Here is a 24,063-nt window from a genome sequence, read left to right as displayed (position 1 = left end):
ATGGATGATGAACGAATTACGTCTTCGGCCGTTCAGGGAGCCCAAGAAGAGGCTAACGAGCAATCGTTACGCCCCCAGAACCTAAGACAGTACATTGGTCAAGCCCAAATTAAGCATGAACTGTCCGTATACATTGAAGCGGCGAAGAAACGTGAAGAAGCGTTGGACCACGTACTGTTGTATGGACCACCGGGATTAGGGAAGACCACTTTAGCAATGGTAATTGCAAATGAAATGGCAGTCCAAATTCGAACAACCAGTGGTCCCGCAATTGAAAAGCCGGGCGATTTAGTGGCCCTCTTGAATGAATTACAACCGGGTGATATTTTATTTATTGACGAAATTCACCGGCTTCCTAAAGTAGTCGAAGAGATGCTTTATTCGGCAATGGAAGATTTCTTTGTTGACATCGTGGTCGGACAAGGACCTACGGCACATCCGATCCACTTTCCTCTGCCACCGTTTACGTTGATTGGGGCGACCACCCGGGCCGGATTGCTTTCGGCACCGTTGCGGGATCGCTTTGGGATTGTAGAGCACATGAACTACTATACCGAAGATGATTTAGCGAACATTGTCAAACGATCGGCGGAAATTTTTAAAACAAACATTGACGATCAGGGAGCTCACGAAATTGCTCGTCGCTCGCGGGGAACTCCTCGAATTTCAAACCGTCTCTTAAAACGGGTCCGTGATTTTGCGGAAGTGGAAAATGATGCCCATATCGACCGCACGTTAGTTCGAACCTCCTTGAAATTGCTTCAGGTGGATGATCGGGGGTTGGATCAAACCGATAAAAAGGTTCTCACCACGATGATCGAACTATACGGTGGGGGGCCGGTGGGATTAACCACCATTGCCGCTAACATTGGCGAAGAGCCGGATACAATTTCGGAAATGTATGAGCCATATTTATTGCAAATTGGCTTTCTAAAGCGGACCCCTCGCGGCCGAATGGTTACTGAGCGCGCATACGCTCATTTAGGATTAGAAAATTTATATATGAATAAATGAGGAATGGAAAAAATGACATTAACAACCGAAGATTTTAACTATGATTTACCACACGAATTAATTGCCCAAACTCCGATTAAAAAGCGGGACGCCTCCCGGATGCTGGTATTAGACCATAAAACTGGTGAAATGGCGGATAAACATTTTTACGACATTGTTGACCAGCTTAATCCGGGAGACGCGATCGTAATGAACGATTCCCGGGTTATGCCAGCGCGGATTTACGGGGTCAAGGAAGAAACCGGCGGCCACCTCGAAGTTTTACTGCTGCACAACATTGAAGGCGACCGTTGGGAAACGTTGGTAAAACCAGCGCGACGTGCCAAAGTAGGTACCAAGATTACGTTCGGAGATGGCAGTTTAACGGCGACCGTTAAAAAGGAACTTGACCATGGCGGACGTGAAATTGAATTTGAATACGATGGCATTTTTATGGAGATCTTAGAAAAACTTGGAGAAATGCCATTACCACCATACATTAAAGAAAAGTTAGATGACCCAGAGCGTTACCAAACGGTTTACTCAAAGGAACCGGGTTCGGCAGCAGCACCTACCGCAGGTTTGCACTGGACTAAGGAACTACTTCAAAAAGTTCAAGATAAGGGCGTTAAGCTGGTTTATCTAACCTTGCACGTTGGGTTAGGAACTTTCCGGCCGGTTGATGAAGAAAATATTGAAGATCATAAGATGCACAGTGAATTTTACCGGTTATCTGAGGAATCAGCCGCTACTTTAAACGAAGTCCGGAAGAACGGTGGTCGAATTATTGCTACCGGAACGACATCAATTCGGACTTTGGAAACGATCGGTACTAAATTTAATGGCGAAATTAAGCCAGATAGCGGTTGGACTGATATTTTCATTAAACCAGGTTACGAATGGAAAGTGGTCGACGCCTTCATTACTAATTTCCATCTACCAAAGTCAACTTTAGTAATGTTAGTTGCCGCATTTACTGGTCGTGAAACGATTTTAAACGCGTATAAGCATGCTGTTGAAGAAAAGTATCGCTTCTTTAGTTTTGGCGACGCGATGTTTATTAAATAAATAACGAATGGAGAATACTGTGGAACCTGCAATCAAATACCGACTAATTAAAAAGGATAAGCATACCGGTGCCCGACTGGGAGAGATTATTACCCCACACGGCACTTTTCCTACACCAATCTTTATGCCGGTAGGAACGCAAGCAACCGTTAAAGCAATGTCACCTGAGGAACTAGAAGACTTGGGTGCGGATATTATCTTGTCAAACACTTACCACCTCTGGGTCCGCCCTGGTGAAGACATCGTCAAAGAGGCGGGGGGCTTGCACCAATTTATGAACTGGCACAAGGGGATTTTGACAGATTCGGGCGGCTTCCAGGTATTTTCGCTAGCGAAGCTGCGCGACATCACCGAAGAGGGGGTGCATTTTCGAAACGAAATTAACGGTGCGAAAATGTTCCTGTCACCCGAAAAGGCCATTCAAATTGAAAATGATTTAGGCCCTGACATTATGATGAGTCTGGATGAATGCCCGCCATTTTTTGAAAGTTACGACTACGTCAAACATTCGGTAGCTCGCACAAGTCGTTGGGCTGAACGGGGATTAAAGGCCCATCGTAATCCCGGTACCCAAGGATTGTTTGGGATTATTCAGGGAGCTGGCTTTGAAGATTTACGTCGTCAAAGCGCCCATGATTTAGTTAGCATGGATTTCCCTGGATACTCAATTGGGGGGCTTTCGGTTGGAGAATCCAAAGCAGAAATGAACCGGGTGCTTGAATTTACCACTCCATTAATTCCCGAAAATAAACCGCGTTACTTGATGGGAGTGGGTTCGCCCGACGCATTGATTGATGGAGTAATTCGGGGAGTGGATATGTTTGATTGCGTATTACCAACCCGAATTGCCCGGAACGGAACCTGCATGACCAGTCACGGACGACTGGTAGTTAAAAATGCGAAGTATGCGCGAGACTTTACCCCAATTGATGACCAGTGTCACTGTTACACTTGCCGGAACTTCACCCGCGCGTACGTGCGCCACCTCTTAAAGACGGACGAAACTTTTGGGCTCCGGCTAACCAGCATTCATAACGTTTACTTCTTAGTACATTTAATGAAGGACGTTCGGCAAGCAATTATGGATGATAATTTACTAGAGTTCCGGCAAAACTTCTTTGACGAGTACGGTTACGGCAAAGAAAATAGTAAGAATTTCTAACACCACTGGTTTAGTAGGTATATTTTTGGTACAGTTAATATAAATGAATTAGCGAGGTGAAAAAATGTTATTAGCAGCCGCAAATGGTGGTTTTGGGATGAGTACGATTGTTTTCTTCATCTTGATCTTCGGTTTAATGTATTTCATGATGATTCGTCCACAACGTAAGCAACAACAAAAGCGCCAAGAAATGATGAACCAACTTAACGTTGGTGATGAAGTAGTTACAATTGGTCGTTTGCACGGCGTGGTTGACTCGATCGACAACGAAGCTAAGACGGTTACGTTAGATTGTGACGGGATTTACTTGGTATTTGACCGAATGGCAATCATGCGAGTTGAAAAGAAGCAAAACGTTGCCCCAGCATCAACAACTGAGCCAACTAATGCAGATACAACTGACACAACTGATGATGAAAAATCTGATTCAACTACGGAAGAAAAGTAGTTTTTTAAAAGCTAGGAGCGCTCGTTAAGTGGGTGGAATCCTAGCTTTTTATAGTCTAATAATATTCACGAGCACTTTATTAGCAAGACGTCGGGGTAAAGAAATCCTTAGTTAATTAATAGTTGGGCAAGCGGACAATGTTTTGTATGCAGCGAAATGTTTTTACTTGTTCGGTGAGGCAAACTGATTCATAATATAAAACATTGAAGACTGAAAGTGAGGAGTCAAAAATGGAGCAAAAGGCATTATTTATTATTTTTGGTGGTACAGGGGACTTAGCTTACCGGAAGCTATACCCGGCACTTTTTAATCTATATGAAAAAGGGTATTTAAAAGAAAACTTTGCCGTAATCGGAACTGCCCGCCGGCCATGGTCAAATGATCATTATCATGAAGTAGTCATGAGTGCGATTGAGGATTCTGGCCGAGACGCGGGGCGGACGAACAGTGAACTGCCTCGTAAATTTGCTAGCCATTTTTATTACCAATCCCACAACGTTGACGATGCAGAACATTACGTTGCTTTGCGTAATCTCGCTGATCAATTAGACGAAAAGTATCAATTAAACGGAAACCGGATTTTTTATTTAGCGATGGCACCCCGTTTCTTTGGTACAATTGCGGGCCATCTAAAGGATCAAAAACTCTTGACTGAAGGATCAGGTTTTAACCGGTTAATTATTGAAAAGCCGTTTGGGCGAGATTATCAAAGTGCAAAGGAACTCAATGATTCAATTTCTGGGTCGTTTGACGAAGAACAAATCTTTCGGATTGACCACTACCTAGGTAAGGAACCGATTCAATCAATTGCGGGACTTCGCTTTGGAAATGCCTTATTTAACTCGTTATGGAATAAGGAGCATATTGACAACATTCAAATCACCTTAGCAGAATCACTGGGGGTTGAAGAACGGGCTGGTTATTACGAAACGGCTGGAGCAATGCGGGATATGTTGCAAAACCATATCATGCAAATCGTGTCGCTATTAACGATGGAACGGCCGGAAGTATTTGATTCCAAACATTTGCAAGACAAGAAAATTGAAGCGTTAGAAAATATCCAAACGTACAGTAAGGAAGAAGCTGCGCAGAACTTTGTCCGTGGTCAATATGGTGAAGATGCTGCGCATACCCAATTAGCCTACCGTGAAGAAGAAGGAACGGCGGATGATTCTAGCATTGAAACCTTTGTAGCTGGAAAATTAATTACCCACAATCCTTCTTTAGATGGGGTGCCAATTTACGTACGGACGGGGAAGCGGTTGGCAAAGAAGTCAACGCAAATTAACGTGGTCTTTAAAAATGACGACCAGAATATTTTCAATAGCGACCCTAACCAAAAACTAGAAACCAACGTGTTGACCTTGCATATTGAACCTGACCAAGGATTTACGCTGCAATTCAATACTAAGAAGGGTAATCAAGGTTACCAACTTTCACCAGTGCACTTACGCTACCGGAAGTCAGCTTCAGAAAAGGCTAAAACCCCGGACGCATACGAAAGTTTAATCCGGGACGCCTTAATGGGTAATAAAACTAACTTTGCCCACTGGCACGAAGTTCGTAAAGCTTGGCAAATCGTGGATGTTATTCGTCAGGTTTGGGATGCTGAAACTCCTGATTTCCCTAATTACGCAAGTGGCAGCATGGGTCCCCAAGCTGCGGATGACTTATTAGCTCGGGACGGCCGGCAATGGATTTTTAACCCCCAAAAATAGCCAAGGTGGGAGGTGACCGTTTTGGCAAACCAGGTGTCAACGCCGCTAATAATTGATGATTCTCGAAAAATTATTCATGTTGACATGGACGCTTTCTACGCTTCAATTGAAATGCGTGATCATCCAGAATTTCGTACTAAACCGCTAGTGGTGGCTCGCGATCCTCGAAAGACTGGCGGTCACGGGGTGGTGGCAACGGCTAATTACGTTGCCCGTCAGTCAGGAGTTCATTCTGCAATGCCAGCTGCTAAAGCGTTAGAACTATGTCCCCAGGCGGTTTTTAAAACTCCTGATTTTGAAAAATATCGGGCGGTGTCGGACCAAATTCACCATATTTTCCACGAATTTACCGATAAAATTGAAACGGTCGCCCTCGATGAAGCTTACCTTGACGTAACCGATGATAAGAAAGGGATGCAAGATGCGGTACTGATTGCCCATGAAATTCAAAAGCGAATTTTTAACCATACTCAGCTGACCTGTTCTACCGGAATTTCTTATAATAAATTTTTGGCAAAAATGGCGTCTGAATATGCTAAACCAGTCGGGGTGGCAATTATTGAAAAAGATGACGTCGGAGCGTTTTTAAAAGAAATGCCTATTGAACAGTTTCGGGGAGTCGGCAAGAAGACGATCCCTAAAATGCACGAATTGGGTGTGTTTAAAGGCGCGGATTTATTAAAACTGAGCGAAAACGATTTGATTCACCATTTCGGTAAATTTGGGTATACACTTTATCGAAGGGTGCGCGGACAAGACGACCGTCCGGTTGCTTACCAGCGCGAACGAAAATCAATCGGTAAGGAAGAAACCTACGGCAAACCGTTGGTGACGGAAAACGAAGTCGACCAACGGCTTCACTTAATTGCCAAAAAACTAGCTCAAGCGGTTACCAAGCGACAAAAGCATGGTAAAACATTAGTCTTAAAATTACGGTATAGTGATTTTGAAACCCTTACTAAGCGAATCACTCGTCCGGAATTTTTACCTACCGATAGTGAGACTTACTACTTTTATGCTAAGCAGATTTTTGACGAAATTGCGGATTTTTCGCGTGGAATTCGTTTGCTGGGAATCACCATTACCAACCTTGCTGATCAGAGTTTTCAAGAAGTTTCTTTACCGCTGTTTAAGCATGAGGACTGATTTTATGGTATGCTTAAACACGCGAGTAAACAGACTGAGCCGGGCGCGGCTTAGTTGAGATATAGTGAATGAGGTTAAAAATGGATACACAGGAAAAAATTTTAGCACAAATTAAAAAGTACAACCGGATTGTGATTCATCGGCACCAGCGTCCGGATCCGGATGCAATCGGGTCACAGGTTGGGCTAGCAAAGATTTTGCAAGCATCCTTTCCCCACAAACAAATCAAGGTCGTGGGAAAACAGATTGATGGGTTAAGTTGGCTAGGGCAAATGGACGACGTTGACAATGATTTTTTTGATGACGCTTTGGTAATCGTCATTGATACGGCGAATGCTCCCCGAATCGATGATCGGCGGTTCGATCAAGGTGCCTATTTAATCAAAATTGACCACCATCCTAATGATGAACCCTTTGGGGACTTAATGTGGGTGAAGGAAGCTGCCTCCAGTAGCTCGGAGCTAGTCTATGATTTTTACAATCAGTTTAAGTCAGAGCTAGTATTGCCCCAAGATGCTGCTAGTGATCTATATGCCGGAATTGTTGGTGATACGGGGCGCTTTATGTATTCAGCAACGAGTGCCCACACTCATGAAGTGGTGGCTGGCTTAATGGCGACCGGTTTTGACATGGTCAAAGTTAACCAAATCCTAGACGAAATTCCGGTTTCGGTTGCCCATTTGTCAGCCTACCTTTATGACCATCTCACGATTAGTGAACAAGGGGCGGCCCACTTAGTGCTAACCAAGGAAATCTTGGAAAAATTCGACTTAAAAGACTCCGGTACGGCGGGAATTGTGCCGTTACCTGGACACATCGCGCAAGTTAAATGCTGGGCAATCTTTGTTGAACAAGATGACCACTCCTTCCGGGTGCGGTTACGTTCGAAGGGCCCGGTTATCAACGAATTAGCTAAGCGGCACCACGGGGGCGGCCACCCGCTCGCCAGTGGCGCAAAAGCGGCAGATCGTGATGAGGTTGCTCAAATCGTTAAAGAATTAGAAGAATTAGTTTAAAAGTTTGTAAAGCGGTAGAAAACTCGGATATCTTTGGTGAACGCCAAAAATACATTTTGGGTTTGTGAACTTTAGTAAGACCAGAACGTATGCCACAAGTTAGTTTGGCTTAATTCAAAATCGGCTGTTATGCCAGATTCAGGCATGATGGCCGATTTTACGTTAACGCTCAAAATTACCTGGCTTAAGCGCACCTTCTATAAGGATGCCCGAGCACTTACCGCTTTCTGCAATAAATAGTAAGGAGCTAGTATGAACGAATTTCAAAAGTTTAATCTAAAACCATTTCTCATGCAGGCTTTGGATCAAATTGGTTTTGTGAAACCGACTCCGGTCCAAGAGCGTGTCATCCCGCTAATTGCGGAAGGCCAAAGCGTAGTGGGCCAATCCCAAACCGGAAGCGGGAAAACCCACGCGTTTTTGCTACCGATTTTTAATCAAATCGACCCGGCCAAAAACGCGATTCAAGCTGTAATCACCACGCCTAGTCGGGAGTTAGCTTACCAAATCTATGAAGCGGCTAAGCAATTGGCCGCTGCTTCAGAAACCCCAATTGAAATTGGCAATTACGTTGGGGGAACTGACAAAAAACGTCAGATTGCTAAATTAGAACACCACCAACCAGCAATTGTCATTGGAACTCCGGGCCGGGTGCTTGATTTACTTCAAGCTCGGGCACTTAATTTCAGGCAAGTTCAATATCTGGTAATTGACGAAGCGGATATGACTTTGGACATGGGATTTTTAAGCGCCGTTGACCAAATTGCAGCAAGCATGCCCGAAAATCTACAGATGTTGGTCTTTTCCGCTACGATTCCACAGCAATTAAACGTCTTTTTACAAAAATACATGAAGCACCCGGCAATTGAAGAAATTCCGGTGGCGACTACGATTAGTCCCACGATTAAAAATATTTTGATTTCTACCAAGAGTCAGGATAAAAACAACTTGATTTACCAGTTGTTGACGATGGGGGAACCGTACTTAGCCTTAGTATTTACTAATACGAAGGAACGGGCGGACGAATTAACTAACTACCTTAAGTCGCAAGGACTACCGGTGGCTAAAATTCACGGTGGAATTCCGCCTCGGGAACGGAAACGAATCATGAAAGACATCCACCGCTTACGTTACCAATACGTGGTGGCAACTGATTTAGCGGCGCGGGGAATTGATATCGAAGGGGTCTCGCTAGTAATTAACGACGATATCCCAACTGATTTAGAATTCTTCATTCACCGGGTAGGTCGGACTGGCCGAAATGGTTTACCAGGGACGGCCATTACGTTATACATGCCTAACGAAGAAGCCGAAGTGGCAGAAGTTGAAAAAATGGGGGTTAAGTTTATTCCCCAACAATTACGTAACCACGAACTAGTGGATACTTACGATCGGCAACGGCGACAGACTCGGCGGTTAAGTCAGAAAAAACTGGACCCCACCTTGGTCGGGTTAGTTAAAAAGAAAAAGAAGAAAGTTAAACCAGGTTATAAACGGCGCATTAAAAAGGCAATCTCTGAAAAGGCAATTCGCGACCGGCGGATGGAACAGCATCAAGCAGTTCGTGAGGCTAAGAAAGCTAAAATGCGGCAATCGCGTTCGAAGCGAAGATAAATTGACAATCTTAATTTGGTTTTCTATAATTAGCTGTGATATTTAGAATCATTAGGGATATGTAACCGTGCAACGCTTAGTGTAGAGACGTTCTGGCTGGTGTAAAGAACGAAGCGCCGCGGTTGTGCTACCCGATTAATAATGAATCGTCTGCTCAGCGTTAATGAGACTCAAGAGGTATACGATCTAAACATCGTTGCAAGTAAAGTGGTACCGCGTTTCGGCGTCTTTATTTTACGAGCAACGGTGTTTTTTATTTTAGGAGGAAAAAATGGAAAGAAAATCAAGTAGCGAAATTCGACGCATGTATCTAGATTTCTTCAAAAGCAAGGGCCACGTGGTGGAACCCAGTGCGTCGCTAATTCCAAAGGACGACCCCACTTTGTTATGGGTTAACTCCGGAGTTGCCACAATGAAAAAATACTTTGATGGTAGCGTAGTTCCCGAAGTTCCTCGGCTAACTAGTTCACAAAAGAGTATCCGGACTAACGATATTGAAAACGTTGGCCACACTGCGCGGCACCACACGCTTTTTGAAATGTTAGGAAACTTTTCGGTGGGCGACTACTTTAAAGAAGAGGCCATCCACTGGGCGTGGGAACTTTTAACTTCTAAAGAATGGTTTGACATGGATCCGGAAAAGCTTTACGTGACGGTTTACCCGAAGGATGAGGAAGCAAAGAAGATCTGGTTAGAAACTGGCGTAGATCCAAGCCATATTGTGGAAGCGGAAGATAACTTCTGGGATATTGGGGAAGGTCCTAGTGGTCCCGATTCTGAAATCTTCTACGATCGCGGTGAGGAGTTCAATAACCTTGCCGATGATGACCCAGAAAACTACCCTGGTGGAGAAAATGAACGCTGGTTGGAAATCTGGAACATCGTCTTTTCTCAATTTAACCATAAGCCGGACGGAACCTACGAACCACTCCCACATAAAAACATTGATACGGGGATGGGCTTAGAACGGGTGGTTTCCGTATTCCAAGATGCACCAACTAACTTTGAAACGGACCTCTTCTTGCCAATTATTCACGAAGTAGAAAAGCTCAGTGGTAAGAAATACGGCGTTGATAAAAATGACGACGTTCCCTTCAAGGTGATTGCTGACCATGCGCGGGCAATTACGTTTGCAATTGGGGACGGTGCCATTCCATCTAACGAAGGTCGCGGATACGTAATTCGGCGCTTACTCCGGCGGGCAGTTATGCATGGTAAGAAGTTGAACATTAATAAGCCATTCTTGTATCAAATGGTGCCAGTAGTCGGTAAAATTATGGAAGACTACTATCCGGAGGTACTTGCCGACAAGGATTACATTGAAAAAGTAATCAAGTCAGAGGAAGACCGCTTTAACGAAACCTTAACGGATGGCTTAGAATTATTAAATTCAATCATTGCTGACACCAAAGCGGACCATTCTAAGGTAATCTCTGGTAAGGATGCTTTCCGGTTATTCGATACCTACGGATTCCCATTGGAATTAGCAAAGGAATACGCGGAAGACCAAGGAATGGAAATTGACGAAGCTGGTTTTGCGGACGAAATGCAAAAACAAAAGGAACGGGCTCGTTCAGCACGTTCTAACGCTAAGTCAATGGGAGTACAATCCGACCTATTAACGGACTTGAAGACGCCAAGTGAATACGTTGGCTACGACACCTTGAAAGTTGACGCTGCGGTGCTTAAAGATATTATCCAAGACGATCAGCTGACCGATACGGTAAATCCGGGGGAAGCTCGCGTACTATTTGACGTAACCCCATTCTATGCGGAAATGGGTGGTCAAGTAGCTGACCAAGGGGTAATCGAGGATGCTGACGGCAACGTGGTGGCCGAAGTTGTGGATGTGCAACATGCTCCTAACGGACAGAACTTACACACCATTAAGGCTAAACGGGAAATGCACGCCGGTGAATCATTTACCCTCATCGTGGACCGGGCTTTCCATTTGAAGGTGGAAAAGAACCATACCGCGACCCACTTGCTTGACCAAGCGCTCCGGGATGTTTTAGGGGAGCATACTCACCAAGCCGGTTCCTTAGTTGAACCAGGTTACTTACGGTTTGACTTTACCCATTTTGGACAGGTTACTGACGAAGATTTACAAAAAGTTGAAGAAATTATCAACGATAAAATCTACGATGAAATTCCAGTAACTACCGTCGAAACGGACCTAGAAACCGGAAAGAAAATGGGTGCAATTGCCCTATTTGATGACAAATATGGTAAAAAGGTTCGGGTAGTTAGCGTTGGTGATTACTCAAGAGAATTTTGTGGCGGTACCCACGTAAAGAACACTAATGAAATTGGTTTATTCAAGATTGTCTCTGAATCTGGTGTGGGAGCTGGAGTTCGACGGATTGAAGCCGTTACTTCCCAAGCGGCACTGGAATTCTTAAACGGTGAAGAAGCGCTCTTACAAAAAGCAGCGGGATTGCTGAAGAGTGCTCAAGTGAAGGATGTTCCTGCAAAAGTTGAACAATTACAAGCACAAGTTAAGGACTTGAACCAAACGATTAACCAACTCGAAGCTAAGATTGCTCAAGCTGAAGTTGCCAACATCTACGATCAAGTACAAGAAATCAACGGATTTCGGCTAATTACTGCCGAAGTGCAGGTTTCCGGCATGGACCAATTGCGGCAAATGGCGGACGATTGGAAAACTAAGGACCAATCTGACGTATTGGTCTTAGGTGCTAAGATTGGTGAAAAGGCTAATTTAATTGCTGCCGTAAAGGATCCGTTCGTAAAGGAAGGCTTGAAGGCTGGCGATTTGATCAAAGCAATCGCACCGAAGGTTAACGGTGGCGGTGGCGGCCGTCCAAACATGGCCCAAGCTGGTGGTTCTGCGCCAGAAAAAATTAACGAAGCGTTGAAAGCTGCTAGCGAATGGCTAGAGACCCAAGGTAAATAATTTTAAACCCTACTAGTAGTAAAATTTGCAACATAACTAAAAGGGTTGAGAGTGGAAAAAATAAAAAAATGCTTTTCAAGGATGAAAAGGTCCTTAAAAAGTTGTTTTGGTGGTTTGACTTCAATAGAGCCAAAAATCAGTTTATTCCGCTTAACCAAAAATTGACCATGATGCCAAATTTAGGTATCATGGTCAATTTTTGCTCACAAACTACCCGACTTTTGTCCCACTCTCAATTTTTTTAATTTGGTCACTAGTTAATTGGTTCGTCGAGCTCAAAAGTGACGTTAGGAAATTTATGAGCGCCATTTTTATGCGCCAAAAAAGATACATTTCCCGAAAAAGGCCCCTAAATTAGCAGTTGAATATTACACTTCAGTTACGAGCGGGCCCTTTTATTGTGATTTTGCGGTTAATCAAGTAAAATTAATCATAGTATGTGAAGAGGGGTGCTAACAGTGGGAAAACTTGATGAAACCATGTTCTTCGATTTTGGCGATAATAAGCCAAATGATGTTCGGGGAACGTTAAAGACCGTATACGATGCTCTTGAAGAAAAGGGTTATAACCCAATTGATCAAATCGTGGGATATTTGATTTCTGGTGATCCAGCTTACATCCCGCGGTTAAACGATGCGCGGAACTTAATCCGTAAGCATCAAAGAGACGAAATTATTGAAGAATTAGTAAGATACTATTTAGCAGATCAAGTTGCTGGTGGCAAGAAGGATAAGAATTAATGCGGTTAATGGGAATGGACGTTGGTTCACGAACCGTGGGAATTGCGGTAAGTGATCAGTTAGGTTGGACAGCTCAAGGAGTAGAAATTATTCCAATTAACGAGGACGAAGGCGAATTCGGCATTAGTCGAGTTAAAGAGTTAGTCAGCCAGTATGAGGTGGCCGGTTTTGTAATTGGCTTACCCAAAAATATGAATAATACCGAGGGCCCCCGGGTGGAAGCTGCGCGTAATTATGGTAAACTACTAACGGAAACGTTTGGGTTACCAATTGATTTTCAAGACGAGCGTTTGACCACTGTGGAAGCAGAACGTATGTTGATTGAACAAGCGGATACTTCGCGCTCCAAGCGCAAGAAAGTAATTGATAAATTAGCAGCTAGTTTGATTTTAGAGAACTACCTCAATGGTCACGGTAAATTAATCGATAAATTAAAGTGAGGGCACGCAATGGATAACGAAGAACAAAAAATTACCCTAGTAGACGAACACGGCAACGAAGAACTATATAACGTATTGTTTACGTTTGATTCAGAGGACTATGGTCGTTCGTACGTCCTACTTTATCCGGCTGAAGCAGAAAATGATGAAGAAGTGGATATTCAAGCTTACGCCTTTGAACCTGATGAAAATCACGATTTAGGCGAAGGTGAATTAATCCCAATCGAATCTGATGAAGAGTGGGATATGGTTGAAGAAGTCTTAAATACCTTCTTAGGTGACCAAGACTAAGTTTTATAATCCAAGTAACGGCCGCGGTTTGGTGTGCAGATACAATGTCTGACCACCAAACGGGCCGTTTTTGATTTGAAATGAAATGAGATTATGATGAACAGTAAAATTTTAGAAGTTTTAGAATATGAAAAAGTGAAAAATGCGGTTAAACAGTTCATTGCAACCGAAAACGGGGCCAAGGAGCTTCGCCAGTTAGTTCCAATGACGGATTCCGCCAAAGTGCAAAACGCCCTTAAAGAAACTCTAGACGCGGTTAACATTTACCGGGTAAAAAGTGGGATTCCCATTCCGCGTTTAGAAGATATTGACGAACCATTACAACGTTTAAAAATTGATGCGACCCTCAACGGTCGCGAAATTGCGCAAATTGGGCGAGTGTTGCGAGCAACCCGGGAAGTAATTAATTTCTTTGCGGATTTACCAGATACGGAAGTAACGGTAGAAACCCTAAACGGCGTGGTGGATCAGTTAGAAACGATTCCAGAAATTGAAGAACGATTAAATAGTTCAATCGAAGGAAATGGACATTTATTAAACTCCGCATCAAGTGAGTTGCGCCGGATTCGGGCCGCAATTACGCGGGTGGAAGGCGAAATTCGGCAGCGAATGGAAAAGTTTACCCGGGGAAGTCAAGCAAAGTACCTAAGTGAACCCATTGTCACGATTCGAAGCGAGCGGTACGTAATTCCGGTTCGAGCCGATTCCCGGTCCCGTTTTGGCGGGGTGGTGCATGACCAAAGTTCTTCGGGGCAAACCCTCTATGTGGAACCCGAAGCGGTGGTTGATTTAAATAATCAGCTTCGGCAAGAACAGGTTGCTGAGGTACACGAAGAGCAGCGAATTTTGCAAGAACTCAGTGCGCTGATTGCTCCATACGCGGACACGTTAAAAGATAATAGCAAGGTGCTTGGTCACCTTGACTTGCTTAACGCTAAGGCGCAATACGCACATAAGTTAAAGGCTACGGAGCCACAGATTTCAACGAATAACCGGATTAATTTGCGACAGGCCCGACACCCCTTAATCGATCCGAAAAAGGTGGTTCCTAACGATATCAGACTGGGTGGGGAGTACTCCACCTTAGTAATTACCGGACCAAATACTGGTGGGAAGACCATCACTTTAAAAACCGTGGGCTTGCTCCAACTAATGGCCCAATCGGGAATATTTATTCCAGCCAACGAGAATAGTACGGTGCGAGTTTTTGAAGAGATTTTTGCTGACATTGGTGACGAACAATCCATCGAACAGAATTTAAGTACCTTTTCGTCGCACATGGATAACACCATTCATATTTTAGAGCACCTTAACGAACGTTCGTTGGCGCTTTTCGACGAATTAGGGGCAGGAACCGATCCTAAAGAAGGAGCGGCTTTAGCAATCGCGATTTTAGACCGGGTACGTCAAAGGGGGGCGGTTTCGATTACCACCACCCATTATCCAGAACTGAAAACGTATGGGTACGAACGCTCAGGAACGATTAACGCCAGCATGGAATTTGACGTAGACACGTTGCAACCCACATACAAGCTATTGCTGGGAATTCCTGGACAGAGTAATGCTTTTGAAATCTCACGGCGCTTAGGCTTAGACGAGGACATCATTACTCAAGCACGAGGGTTGGTAGACCAAGATAGTCAAGATTTAAATAACATGATTAAGGATTTAACTACCCGGCAAAAACGGGCCCAGAAGTTAAATGAGCAGGTTCAAACCTTGTTGTCACAAACTGAAGAGTATAACGATACCCTGGTTAAGGGAGTGGAACGGCTTAGTCAACAAAGGGACCGTTTGTTAGAAAGTGCCAAAGAATCAGCTAACCAGATCGTTAACGATAGCCGCAGCGAGGCCGACCAGATTATTAAACGGTTGCGGCGTCTAGAAAAATCAGCGGGAAACTTCAAAGAAAACGATTTGATTGAAGCTAAGAGTAAGCTGAATGCCTTGCACCAAGATACTAACTTGAAGCGCAACAAGGTGCTCCGTAAGGCTAAAGAAGCACAGAAACTCCACGTTAACGATGAAGTGATTGTATTAACCTACGGACAACGTGGTGAGCTATTACGGCAAGTGGACGCTCACCATTGGGAAGTCCAAATGGGAATTTTGAAAATGAAGGTAGCTACCGACGAGTTAGAAAAGGTTAAACCAGAACGGACCACTAAACCAGCTAGCCACAACGTGGTTCACCGGACCAAATCTGCTGGGGTGAAAACTAGCTTAGATCTTCGCGGAAAACGCTATGAAGAGGCGCTTACCGAAACTGACCGGTACATTGACGCGGCACTGTTGGCCGGTTATGACGAAGTCACCATTATCCATGGTAAGGGAACTGGAGCGTTACGAAGCGGCATTACAAAGTATTTAAAACAAAATCGGCGAATTAAAAGTTTTGAGTATGCCCCGGCTAATGCGGGAGGTAATGGCGCTACCATCGTGCATTTACGATGATTCTTATTATTCGTAAGCAAAATAATTCAATTTTTGGTTGAAAACTGCTATAGTTACTATATCAACATGGTTACTTTTTGAGAAAGAAGGTTAAAAATATGGTTGAAGCAATTACGGACGCAAATTTTGAAGAAAAAACTGGTACTGGCGTAACGTTGACCGATTTTTGGGCGACTTGGTGCGGTCCATGTCGGATGCAGTCCCCGGTAGTGGAACAATTAGCCGACGAAATGGGCGACCAAGTTAACTTTACGAAGATGGATGTTGACCAAAATCCGGAAACTGCCCGGAAATTTGGGATTATGAGCATCCCCACGCTAATGGTAAAGAAGGATGGCGCGGTAGTTGATACCATCGTGGGTTACCATTCTAAAGAACAGTTAGCAAAGATTTTAAATCAATACCTATAATCAGGTGAATGATTAAGGGGCTGTGATAAAAGTCTCTAAACAAAAAAACGGTTCATGGGGTGAAACTTCCTCATGAATCGTTTTTTTGGTTAATGTTCGCAAACTATCCGACTTTTGTCGCACTCTCTTTTTAGTTAAATGGGCTTATTAAGATGACTGGCCCCGATTATTAAGTTAATCAGATCTACTAATAATTAGGGTGGTTTAGCAAATAATTGTGTTGTTTTTCACTTTAATAAATTATCAATGCCAACGCCAGTTGCTTACTAGCTTCGTACGGTTAAATCCTTGAATTAATGCGAGTTAACGTCCCTTGACGAGCATTAGTAAACGCTGATATTCAACATACTAAATTTAAAAAATTGCCAGGAACTCTTTTACTTTGTGCAGAAATGAACTACAATATAGGCGTAGAATGTAAACGCTTCCATCGATTGTTTAAAATTGTTTGATTAAAGTTAAGTGTCTGTTGATGAGGAGGTAATTTTATGAGTAGCCGTGAAAATGCAAATGTATTGTGGTTTGACGAATTGCATCGCGAAGATGTAAACCTGGTTGGTGGTAAATCATCATCATTAGGGGAAATGACGTCGGCGATGGACGTTCCAGTGCCGTATGGTTTTGCAACTACTGCGCGGGCGTACCGGTACTTTATGGAGCAGACGGGTTTAAATGATCAAGTTAACGAGTTGCTAGAAAGTATTCAGGATTACGAAAATTCTGAAGAATTGCATTCAGTATGCGAACAAATTCGGAATTTAATTGTTAACGCCACCATGCCTGCAGATTTGGCAAAGGACATTGAGCAAGCGTACGCGGATTTGGCCAAAAAAGTTGACCAAGATGCCCCCTTCGTTGCGATTCGTTCTTCCGCAACGGCCGAAGATTTACCTAATGCGTCATTTGCTGGCCAGCAAGAAACTTACTTAAATATTAAGGGGGGTGCCGACGTTGTTAACCGGGTTCAACTTTGTTATTCTTCGCTCTTTACCGACCGGGCAACCTACTACCGGCATAAACAGCATTTTCCACACGAAAAAGTTGCCCTTTCAGCAGCAGTTCAAATGATGGTCTTTTCTAAAGCTTCGGGGATTATGTTCTCGGTTAACGTCGCTGATGGAGACGACTCTAAAATTGTGATCGATGCGATTTATGGGCTTGGCGAATACGTTGTTTTAGGGAAAGTAACTCCGGATCACTTTGTAATTGACAAAGAAACGATGAAAATTGTTGAAAAGAACATTATTAAGCAACCAATTCAGCTAGTCCGAGTTGCCGATGGGGGAACGGTGGAAGAAAAGGTTCCCGAAGAACTTCAGGGGCAACCGGTTTTGTCAGATAGCCAAGTAATTGAGTTGGCGGGTTATGCGAAGGCAATTGAAGAGCATTACGGCTGCTACATGGATATGGAATTTGCTTTGGATGCCAATACCGACCGCTTATGGATTGTGCAAGCACGGCCTGAAACAGTTTGGTCCCAACGGAAGGCGGCGGATCACGCGGATGAAGAAGATGTCGACGTGGTCAAGGAAGCAGATGCTGAGGTTGCAGTTCGAGGCCTTCCAGCTAGCCCGGGATTAGCAAGCGGCGTAGTGCACGTCATTGACAATCCCAAAGATATTGACCAATTTAAACAAGGCGAAGTTTTGGTAACGGTGATGACCTCCCCGGACTGGGTTCCAGCGATGAAGAAGGCGACCGCGATTATTACTAACGATGGTGGGATGACCTGTCATGCAGCAATTGTTTCTCGGGAAATGCAGATTCCATGTATCGTAGGAACTAAGAGTAAAAATCTGGCTGCCACCGACGCCCTTAAGACGGGAGACGTGGTTACGATCGATGCTAAGAATGGGGTGGTATACCATGGCAAAGTCGCCAGCATGTTAAAGAAAGCCGCATCCGCACAACAGGAGGGCAACCAAATGGTAGCGGCTGAGACCTTTGCACCAACCGCTACCCGAGTAATGATGAACCTTGGTGATCCTGAGTTAGTTGAAAAGTACTCTAGCTTACCGGCTGACGGGATTGGTTTAATGCGTGAAGAATTCCTCTGGACCACTTATATTCACGAGCATCCGTTATACCTAATCGAGCAAGGCCACCCCGAAAAGGTGGTTAACATGCTCGCAGAAGGGATTGCTAAAGTAACCCGGACAATGGCACCTCGGCCAGTAGTGCTCCGGTTATCCGATTTCAAGTCTAGCGAATACCGGAAACTAAAGGGCGGCGATAAATACGAACCGCACGAACCCGCAGACTTGTTGGGGTGGCGGGGAGCTTCCCGGTACTACGATCCGAAATACGTTGACGCCTTCAAGCTTGAACTAGCGGCAATCAAGAAGGTTCGTAATGAATTTGGGTTAAAGAATTTGAACGTGATGATTCCATTTGTTCGGACGGTTGACGAAGCGCAGAAGGTTACCGAAATTATGCAAAACGAAGGGTTAGTACGGAGTGCAGACTTTAAAGTTTACATGATGGCAGAAATTCCATCCAACATTATTTTAGCTGACCAGTTTAACCAGTTCATAGATGGATACTCAATTGGTTCAAACGATTTAGCAATGTTGATTTTAGGATGTGACCGGAACAACGACACGGTTGCACGGCTTTTTGACGAGCGGAATTTAGCAGTTAAACGTGCAATCCATCACCTGATTGAGGCTGCCCATAAGGATGGTAAGACGGTTTCAATTTGTGGGCAAGCGCCATCGGAATTCCCAGAGTTCACCAACTTCTTAATTCAAAGCGGAATCGATTACGTTTCGGTTAACCCCGATATGGTTAAAGAAACTAAACGAAACGTGGCCCACTTTGAACAACGGATTATGTTAGATAAAGCAACTGGTCGGGGAATTCAAGACCCTACCGATTACGATTGGTAGAAAAAGGGTAAATTAAATAATATTAATAGACGTACACTAAAAAACAGTTTATTTTCCTTAACCTCAAAGCGATCATTATGCCAAAATTAGGCGTAATGGTCGTTTTTAGTAATCCTTACAACCTATCCGACTTTTATCTCATACGCTATTTTGATGCTTTTTTAGTTTCTTACGGAGCGTTTTTTTCTTTTTTATCAAAAATTTAGTATTATAGACAATGTGTAATTGATTTGTCTGGGGGTAAAGAACATGGATAATCGTCCAATTGGATTTATGGATTCCGGAGTCGGCGGATTAACCGTGGTAAAGGCGGCTAAGGAACTAATGCCTAACGAAGCAGTCGTTTTTATTGGGGATGAAGCTCGGGTACCGTACGGGCCACGTCCCACGGCGGAAGTAATCAAGTTTTCGCAACAAATGGCGGATTTCTTGGTCAAAAAGGATGTTAAAGCGTTGGTAATTGCGTGCAATACGGCTACGAACGCGGCTTTTCAGATTTTAAGTACAACGTTACCAATTCCAGTGATTGGAGTTATCCAACCGGGAGCGCAAGCCGCAGTGGCAACTACACGTAACAATCGGATAGGAGTAATTGCGACTGAGGGAACTATTAAATCACAAGCGTATTCAACAGCGTTAGCAGCTTTAGCACCACAAACAGAGGTTTTCCCGGTTGCTTGCCAATCATTTGTGGAATTGGCGGAACATAACCAGTTGACGACACCCGAAGCTTTGCAGGTGATTGATCAACAACTTGTCGGTTTAAAGAACCAGGGGATTGATACATTGGTCCTAGGATGCACCCATTTTCCACTCTTAGCGAAGGGAATTCAAACAGCGGTAGGCGACCAGGTTAAACTAGTTGATCCAGGTGTAGCAGCGGTTCAGCAATTAAAGGACGTCCTTGAACGACAAGGTCTTCTACGAGAAGCCACTAGTACACCTGATGAACAGTATTTTGCTACGGCAAATATTGCAAGTTTTCGAACTATTGCTCAAAGCTTCCTCGCTCCGGATATACAAGTAAATTTAGCAAAAATTGATTAGGAGATTAAAATGAGTAATCAAATTTTAATAGCGACCAAAAATGAAGGTAAATTAAAAGAATTTAAACAGATTTTTACTGCGAAGGGAATTGAAGTTCTGTCGTTAAAGGATGTTGATGAAGATGTTGACGTTCAAGAAAATGGGTTAACATTTGAAGAAAATGCGCGTCTTAAGGCAGATAGTTATGCTAAAACTATTGGAATACCGGTCCTCGCAGATGATTCTGGGTTAGAAATCGATGCACTTAACGGCCGCCCCGGAATTTTCTCAGCACGGTATGCTGGGGACCATAACGATGCTGCTAATAACGCCAAAGTGCTTACTGAATTGGGTGGGGTTTCTGACGAAAAGCGGACCGCAACCTTCCACACCACCGTGGTGGTTCGGAAACCGGATGGCACCGAATTAGTGGCTAACGGGAACCTCCGTGGTCGGATTCTGAGCGTTCCACGCGGGGACAACGGCTTTGGCTACGACCCGCTTTTTTACGTTGAAGAAAAGCAAAAGACGTTGGCTCAAATGACCCGGGAAGAAAAAAATCAAATTAGTCACCGGGCGTTAGCCATCCAAGATTTATTAACTAAGTTTGATAAATTCTGGTAACTTAAAAAGCAATCTCTAAGGGCTTCCTTAAAGATTGCTTTTTTTGGTAATAAATATCAACGTACATTTTACTGTTGAAAATTGGTGATGAAGAAGTACTTAGTTTTCTGAAGGGAAATTTCAGTTCACATAATCAATGAAAAAGTAGCGTTAGTTTTCCACTTCAATTTGAGCTTCCCGTAGAATTTTCAAGGTCCGGTCAAGAATCATCGTTTGCATCGCTGCTTGATAGCCGGGTGCCACCTTCGTGGAGATTTGGACTCCGAGGTAACCATGGCTTTTTTCGGCAACCGGAGCTTGGATAACGATTCCCGCCTTCAGTTTGGTGGTGTGGTGTTTAGCTTTGGGTAGTTGATCTTGTAGCAAGTCCTTGGCTTCATCAATCCTAAACGGATCTTTGATCCGCAAGAAAATGGTAATATTCTGGTTTTCTTGCGAATGGTTAGAAATGGTTGTAATGCTCCGGTTCGGCAAATAATGCAAAGTGCCGTCTAAGGCTCGCAGTTCAATGGTCCGTAACCCGATGGAGACCACCGTTCCATCAATGCTTTGAATGGTTACGCTGTCGCCTACCCGTAATTGGCCCTCAATCAAGATGGTCAAGCCGTTAATTACGTCAGAAACCAGCCCTTGAGTTCCTAAACCAATTGCCACACTAAGAATTCCAGCTCCAGCAACCAGTGTACCAACGGGGACCCCCAGGTTGGAAAGAATCGTGTAAACGTAGAAAAACATTACGGAATATTTGAAAATGTTTCTTACTACTACGAAAATGGTCTGAGAACGAGCAGATTGCTTTTCAGGGGCTTGATAGGGACCGAAACTTTTGTTAATTAAGTGTTTACCAATCCGGTTAATCACCCAAAAAATAATACTGATGAGAATTATTTGTAAAAAATGTTTAAGAAAATTAGCGCCAATTTGACTCCAATCAATCCGCGATAATTCTCTTTGGAGCGGCTGAAAAGCAGCGCCGATAAGTAAGGTTTGGGGCATGTTAAAAATCCTTTCTGGTTCGGTTAAGTAAGTTTATTTTACCAGAGATTAAGGGTGTTTTCATTGCACATCATGGGCCACAATGCTATTCTGTAGACATAAACTAACGGGAGGGGATATTGCATGACAGGAGGCGGAATTGCAGCCATCATCGCGGCGATCGCGTTGTTGATTTTGGTATTGTTTATCGGCTTAGTGCTGGTGAATGCTTCAAAGACCTTGGCAGAAATAAATCGTAGTTTAGCAATCATTACTAGAGATGTGGATTTGATTTCACATGAAGCAGAAGGCATTATGGCTAATGCAAACGAGTTGCTGGAAGACGTTAACGGTAAGGTCGCAACGATTGACCCACTTTTCCAAGCGGTTGCGGATTTGAGCGAGAGTACCTCGGACTTAAACCAAGCTACCCGGCGACTTGCTGGTAAAGTCAACCATACCGCAAAAACTAAAAAAACAGGAAAGGTTGCCACAGCTATGAACGTTGGCAAAGGCGCGGTTAATTTATACAAAAATCGGCAAAAAAACAAGCAGGAGGTTAAATAAATGTCAAAAAGTAGTTTCTTATTAGGTGTAATCGTAGGTGGAGCAGCGGCTACGGCAGCAGCAATTAAATTAACGGACACGACTCCGACAGAATTAAAGGAAGCCGCTATGAAAAAAGTTGACGGCTTTATGGAAGCTAACGACTTTGATATGGCGAGCCTAAAAGAACAGGCAGCAGCTTCGGTAGACGAACTTAAGCAACGGGGAATGGACTTAGCTAACCGTGCTAACGAAAAGTTCAATGGTGATGATGAAATTGCTGAAGAAGAGGACGTAATCCTCGACAAAATGGCAACGGCACCTTATGAAAAGCCAACTGAGGTTTTCATGCCCCATAAACTAGAAGATTAATTGTTTACGTAACATAGTAGTAAAAAAGTGGGAACTAGAAATCTGTTTCATGATTTCTAGTTCCCACTTTTAGTCTAAGCTGGGTAAATATTCAAATTTTATAGGTATTTTAGTTCTTTAGAAGTATGGGTAAATGGTTCACAGCCATCCTTGGTAATGTGAACACAGTCTTCAATTCGAACTCCGGCAAATCCGGGGATGTAAATTCCAGGTTCGATGGAGAAGCACATGCCTTCTTCAAGGACTAAATCATTTCCTTCCATGATTGAAGGAAATTCATGCTCGCCCATGCCCATTCCATGGCCTAAACGGTGAATAAAGTATTCGCCGTAGCCAGCTTTATCAATAATGTCACGAGCTACTTTATCCAAACTAGCAGCTGTAATTCCTGGCTTAGCGTAGTCTTGCGCCGTTAATTGCGCTTCAAGACATACCTTGTAAATGTCAGCCTGTTTATCGCTTAGTTGTCCTAAGGCAACCGTCCGTGAAGCGTCACTGATGTAACCATCATGTACGGTTCCAAGGTCGAAAAGAATTAATTCGTTATTTTCAATCTTGTTCATGGCAGTTGCTCCATGAGGTTCGGCAGCGTGGGCACCCGCCTGGATAAGGGTGTCGAAACTCATTTCCATTACGCCGCGTTTTTTAAGGGCGTATTCTAGTTCAGCAGCCACTTCAGCTTCAGTTTTACCCGCAGCAACGGCATCAAAACCAACTTGGAAAGCAAAGTCAGCTTCAGCACCGGCAGCCTTTAGCTTTTCAATTTCGTCCGCAGTTTTCACCATTCGTAATTTTTCAAAAACGGGGGTGAGATTTGCTTCAAATTTAGCATTTGGAAACTCAGAACGTAAAACTTCGTACCGATCTACGGTGAGATTGTCTTCTTCAATGCCCCAGTGGACCGGGTTGGCGTTACGTTCACGGATGTAGTTTGCAATTAAATGGAAGGGTTGTTCATGGTCGAGGTAGCCATAAACGGGGAACTTCCAGCCGGTGTCTTTAATTGCTTCAACTTCCAACGCGGGAGCAAATAAGAATGGATCTTGGTCAGGGAAAACAAATAACGCGAGGACCCGTTCAATCGGATCACTCCCAAAACCTGTCAAATACTTGATACTTTCAAAATTACTGATGTAAGCAACGTCCAATCGGTGATCAGCAACCCACTTTTGGACTTTTTCTAGTTGTGACATTTGATCGCTTCTTTCTTTACTT

21 protein-coding genes are annotated in these 24,063 nt (G+C 43.8%); 19 read left to right on the top strand and 2 right to left on the bottom strand.

Going from position 1 to position 24,063, the window contains the following annotated elements; translation table 11 throughout:
• From ruvB to HMPREF0623_RS03485, 17 genes are all read left to right on the top strand, one after another.
• Positions 1–1,014 (top strand): Holliday junction branch migration DNA helicase RuvB, encoded by a 1,014-nt coding sequence (gene ruvB / locus HMPREF0623_RS03565; protein WP_004166027.1) that lies wholly within the window; start codon positions 1–3, stop codon positions 1,012–1,014.
• A gap of 12 nt (positions 1,015–1,026) precedes the next feature.
• Positions 1,027–2,061, top strand: coding sequence for a tRNA preQ1(34) S-adenosylmethionine ribosyltransferase-isomerase QueA (queA, locus tag HMPREF0623_RS03560; protein ID WP_002832077.1), 1,035 nt, complete (start codon positions 1,027–1,029; stop codon positions 2,059–2,061).
• Between the two features lie 19 nt (positions 2,062–2,080).
• Positions 2,081–3,223: a tRNA guanosine(34) transglycosylase Tgt gene (gene tgt, locus HMPREF0623_RS03555; RefSeq protein WP_002832076.1), complete on the top strand. Its 1,143-nt coding sequence runs from the start codon at positions 2,081–2,083 to the stop codon at positions 3,221–3,223.
• A gap of 64 nt (positions 3,224–3,287) precedes the next feature.
• Positions 3,288–3,671 (top strand): preprotein translocase subunit YajC, encoded by a 384-nt coding sequence (yajC, locus tag HMPREF0623_RS03550; RefSeq protein ID WP_002832074.1) that lies wholly within the window; start codon positions 3,288–3,290, stop codon positions 3,669–3,671.
• Between the two features lie 230 nt (positions 3,672–3,901).
• Positions 3,902–5,389, top strand: coding sequence for a glucose-6-phosphate dehydrogenase (zwf, locus tag HMPREF0623_RS03545; RefSeq protein ID WP_004166024.1), 1,488 nt, complete (start codon positions 3,902–3,904; stop codon positions 5,387–5,389).
• 21 nt (positions 5,390–5,410) lie between these two features.
• On the top strand, positions 5,411–6,535 hold the full coding sequence (dinB, locus tag HMPREF0623_RS03540) for a DNA polymerase IV (protein WP_036671255.1): 1,125 nt from the start codon (positions 5,411–5,413) through the stop codon (positions 6,533–6,535).
• 80 nt (positions 6,536–6,615) lie between these two features.
• A complete protein-coding gene (locus HMPREF0623_RS03535) occupies positions 6,616–7,551 on the top strand; it encodes a DHH family phosphoesterase (RefSeq protein WP_036671253.1) in 936 nt (311 codons plus the stop codon).
• 252 nt (positions 7,552–7,803) lie between these two features.
• Complete coding sequence (locus HMPREF0623_RS03530; RefSeq protein WP_004166021.1) at positions 7,804–9,165, top strand: DEAD/DEAH box helicase; 1,362 nt, start codon at positions 7,804–7,806, stop codon at positions 9,163–9,165.
• A gap of 271 nt (positions 9,166–9,436) precedes the next feature.
• A complete protein-coding gene (alaS, locus tag HMPREF0623_RS03525; RefSeq protein ID WP_004166018.1) occupies positions 9,437–12,082 on the top strand; it encodes an alanine--tRNA ligase in 2,646 nt (881 codons plus the stop codon).
• Positions 12,083–12,540: 458 nt separating this feature from the next.
• A complete protein-coding gene (locus tag HMPREF0623_RS03520) occupies positions 12,541–12,822 on the top strand; it encodes an IreB family regulatory phosphoprotein (RefSeq protein WP_002832061.1) in 282 nt (93 codons plus the stop codon).
• A complete protein-coding gene (gene ruvX / locus HMPREF0623_RS03515; RefSeq protein ID WP_002832059.1) occupies positions 12,822–13,262 on the top strand; it encodes a Holliday junction resolvase RuvX in 441 nt (146 codons plus the stop codon). Before HMPREF0623_RS03520 ends, ruvX begins: the two co-directional genes overlap by 1 nt.
• A gap of 9 nt (positions 13,263–13,271) precedes the next feature.
• Positions 13,272–13,553 carry a DUF1292 domain-containing protein gene (locus HMPREF0623_RS03510; RefSeq protein ID WP_002832058.1) on the top strand — a complete coding sequence of 94 codons (282 nt, stop codon included), beginning with the start codon at positions 13,272–13,274 and terminating at the stop codon, positions 13,551–13,553.
• 96 nt (positions 13,554–13,649) lie between these two features.
• Positions 13,650–16,007 carry an endonuclease MutS2 gene (locus HMPREF0623_RS03505; protein WP_004165416.1) on the top strand — a complete coding sequence of 786 codons (2,358 nt, stop codon included), beginning with the start codon at positions 13,650–13,652 and terminating at the stop codon, positions 16,005–16,007.
• A 98-nt stretch (positions 16,008–16,105) separates the two neighbouring features.
• Positions 16,106–16,417 (top strand): thioredoxin, encoded by a 312-nt coding sequence (gene trxA, locus HMPREF0623_RS03500; RefSeq protein WP_002832056.1) that lies wholly within the window; start codon positions 16,106–16,108, stop codon positions 16,415–16,417.
• Positions 16,418–16,905: 488 nt separating this feature from the next.
• Positions 16,906–19,305, top strand: coding sequence for a phosphoenolpyruvate synthase (ppsA, locus tag HMPREF0623_RS03495; RefSeq protein WP_004165413.1), 2,400 nt, complete (start codon positions 16,906–16,908; stop codon positions 19,303–19,305).
• 249 nt (positions 19,306–19,554) lie between these two features.
• Positions 19,555–20,352, top strand: coding sequence for a glutamate racemase (gene murI / locus HMPREF0623_RS03490; protein ID WP_004166014.1), 798 nt, complete (start codon positions 19,555–19,557; stop codon positions 20,350–20,352).
• A 9-nt stretch (positions 20,353–20,361) separates the two neighbouring features.
• Positions 20,362–20,955: an XTP/dITP diphosphatase gene (locus tag HMPREF0623_RS03485; protein WP_004166013.1), complete on the top strand. Its 594-nt coding sequence runs from the start codon at positions 20,362–20,364 to the stop codon at positions 20,953–20,955.
• A 150-nt stretch (positions 20,956–21,105) separates the two neighbouring features.
• Here HMPREF0623_RS03485 and HMPREF0623_RS03480 read toward each other — a convergent pair whose 3' ends face one another.
• Positions 21,106–21,951: a mechanosensitive ion channel family protein gene (locus tag HMPREF0623_RS03480; RefSeq protein WP_004165409.1), complete on the bottom strand. Its 846-nt coding sequence runs from the start codon at positions 21,949–21,951 to the stop codon at positions 21,106–21,108.
• Between the two features lie 123 nt (positions 21,952–22,074).
• Between HMPREF0623_RS03480 and HMPREF0623_RS03475 the strand changes: the two genes are divergently transcribed.
• Together HMPREF0623_RS03475 and HMPREF0623_RS03470 are read left to right on the top strand one after the other, a co-directional pair.
• On the top strand, positions 22,075–22,497 hold the full coding sequence (locus tag HMPREF0623_RS03475; protein ID WP_002832051.1) for a DUF948 domain-containing protein: 423 nt from the start codon (positions 22,075–22,077) through the stop codon (positions 22,495–22,497).
• Complete coding sequence (locus HMPREF0623_RS03470; protein WP_002832050.1) at positions 22,498–22,848, top strand: hypothetical protein; 351 nt, start codon at positions 22,498–22,500, stop codon at positions 22,846–22,848.
• A 98-nt stretch (positions 22,849–22,946) separates the two neighbouring features.
• Here HMPREF0623_RS03470 and HMPREF0623_RS03465 read toward each other — a convergent pair whose 3' ends face one another.
• A complete protein-coding gene (locus HMPREF0623_RS03465; RefSeq protein WP_004165407.1) occupies positions 22,947–24,041 on the bottom strand; it encodes a M24 family metallopeptidase in 1,095 nt (364 codons plus the stop codon).
• Positions 24,042–24,063: the final 22 nt, after the last annotated feature.

Source organism: Pediococcus acidilactici DSM 20284 (genome assembly GCF_000146325.1).
Classification (GTDB): domain Bacteria; phylum Bacillota; class Bacilli; order Lactobacillales; family Lactobacillaceae; genus Pediococcus; species Pediococcus acidilactici.
The sequence above is the reverse complement of the archived record's forward strand: the minus strand, read 5'-3'. Positions and strand labels throughout refer to the sequence as shown.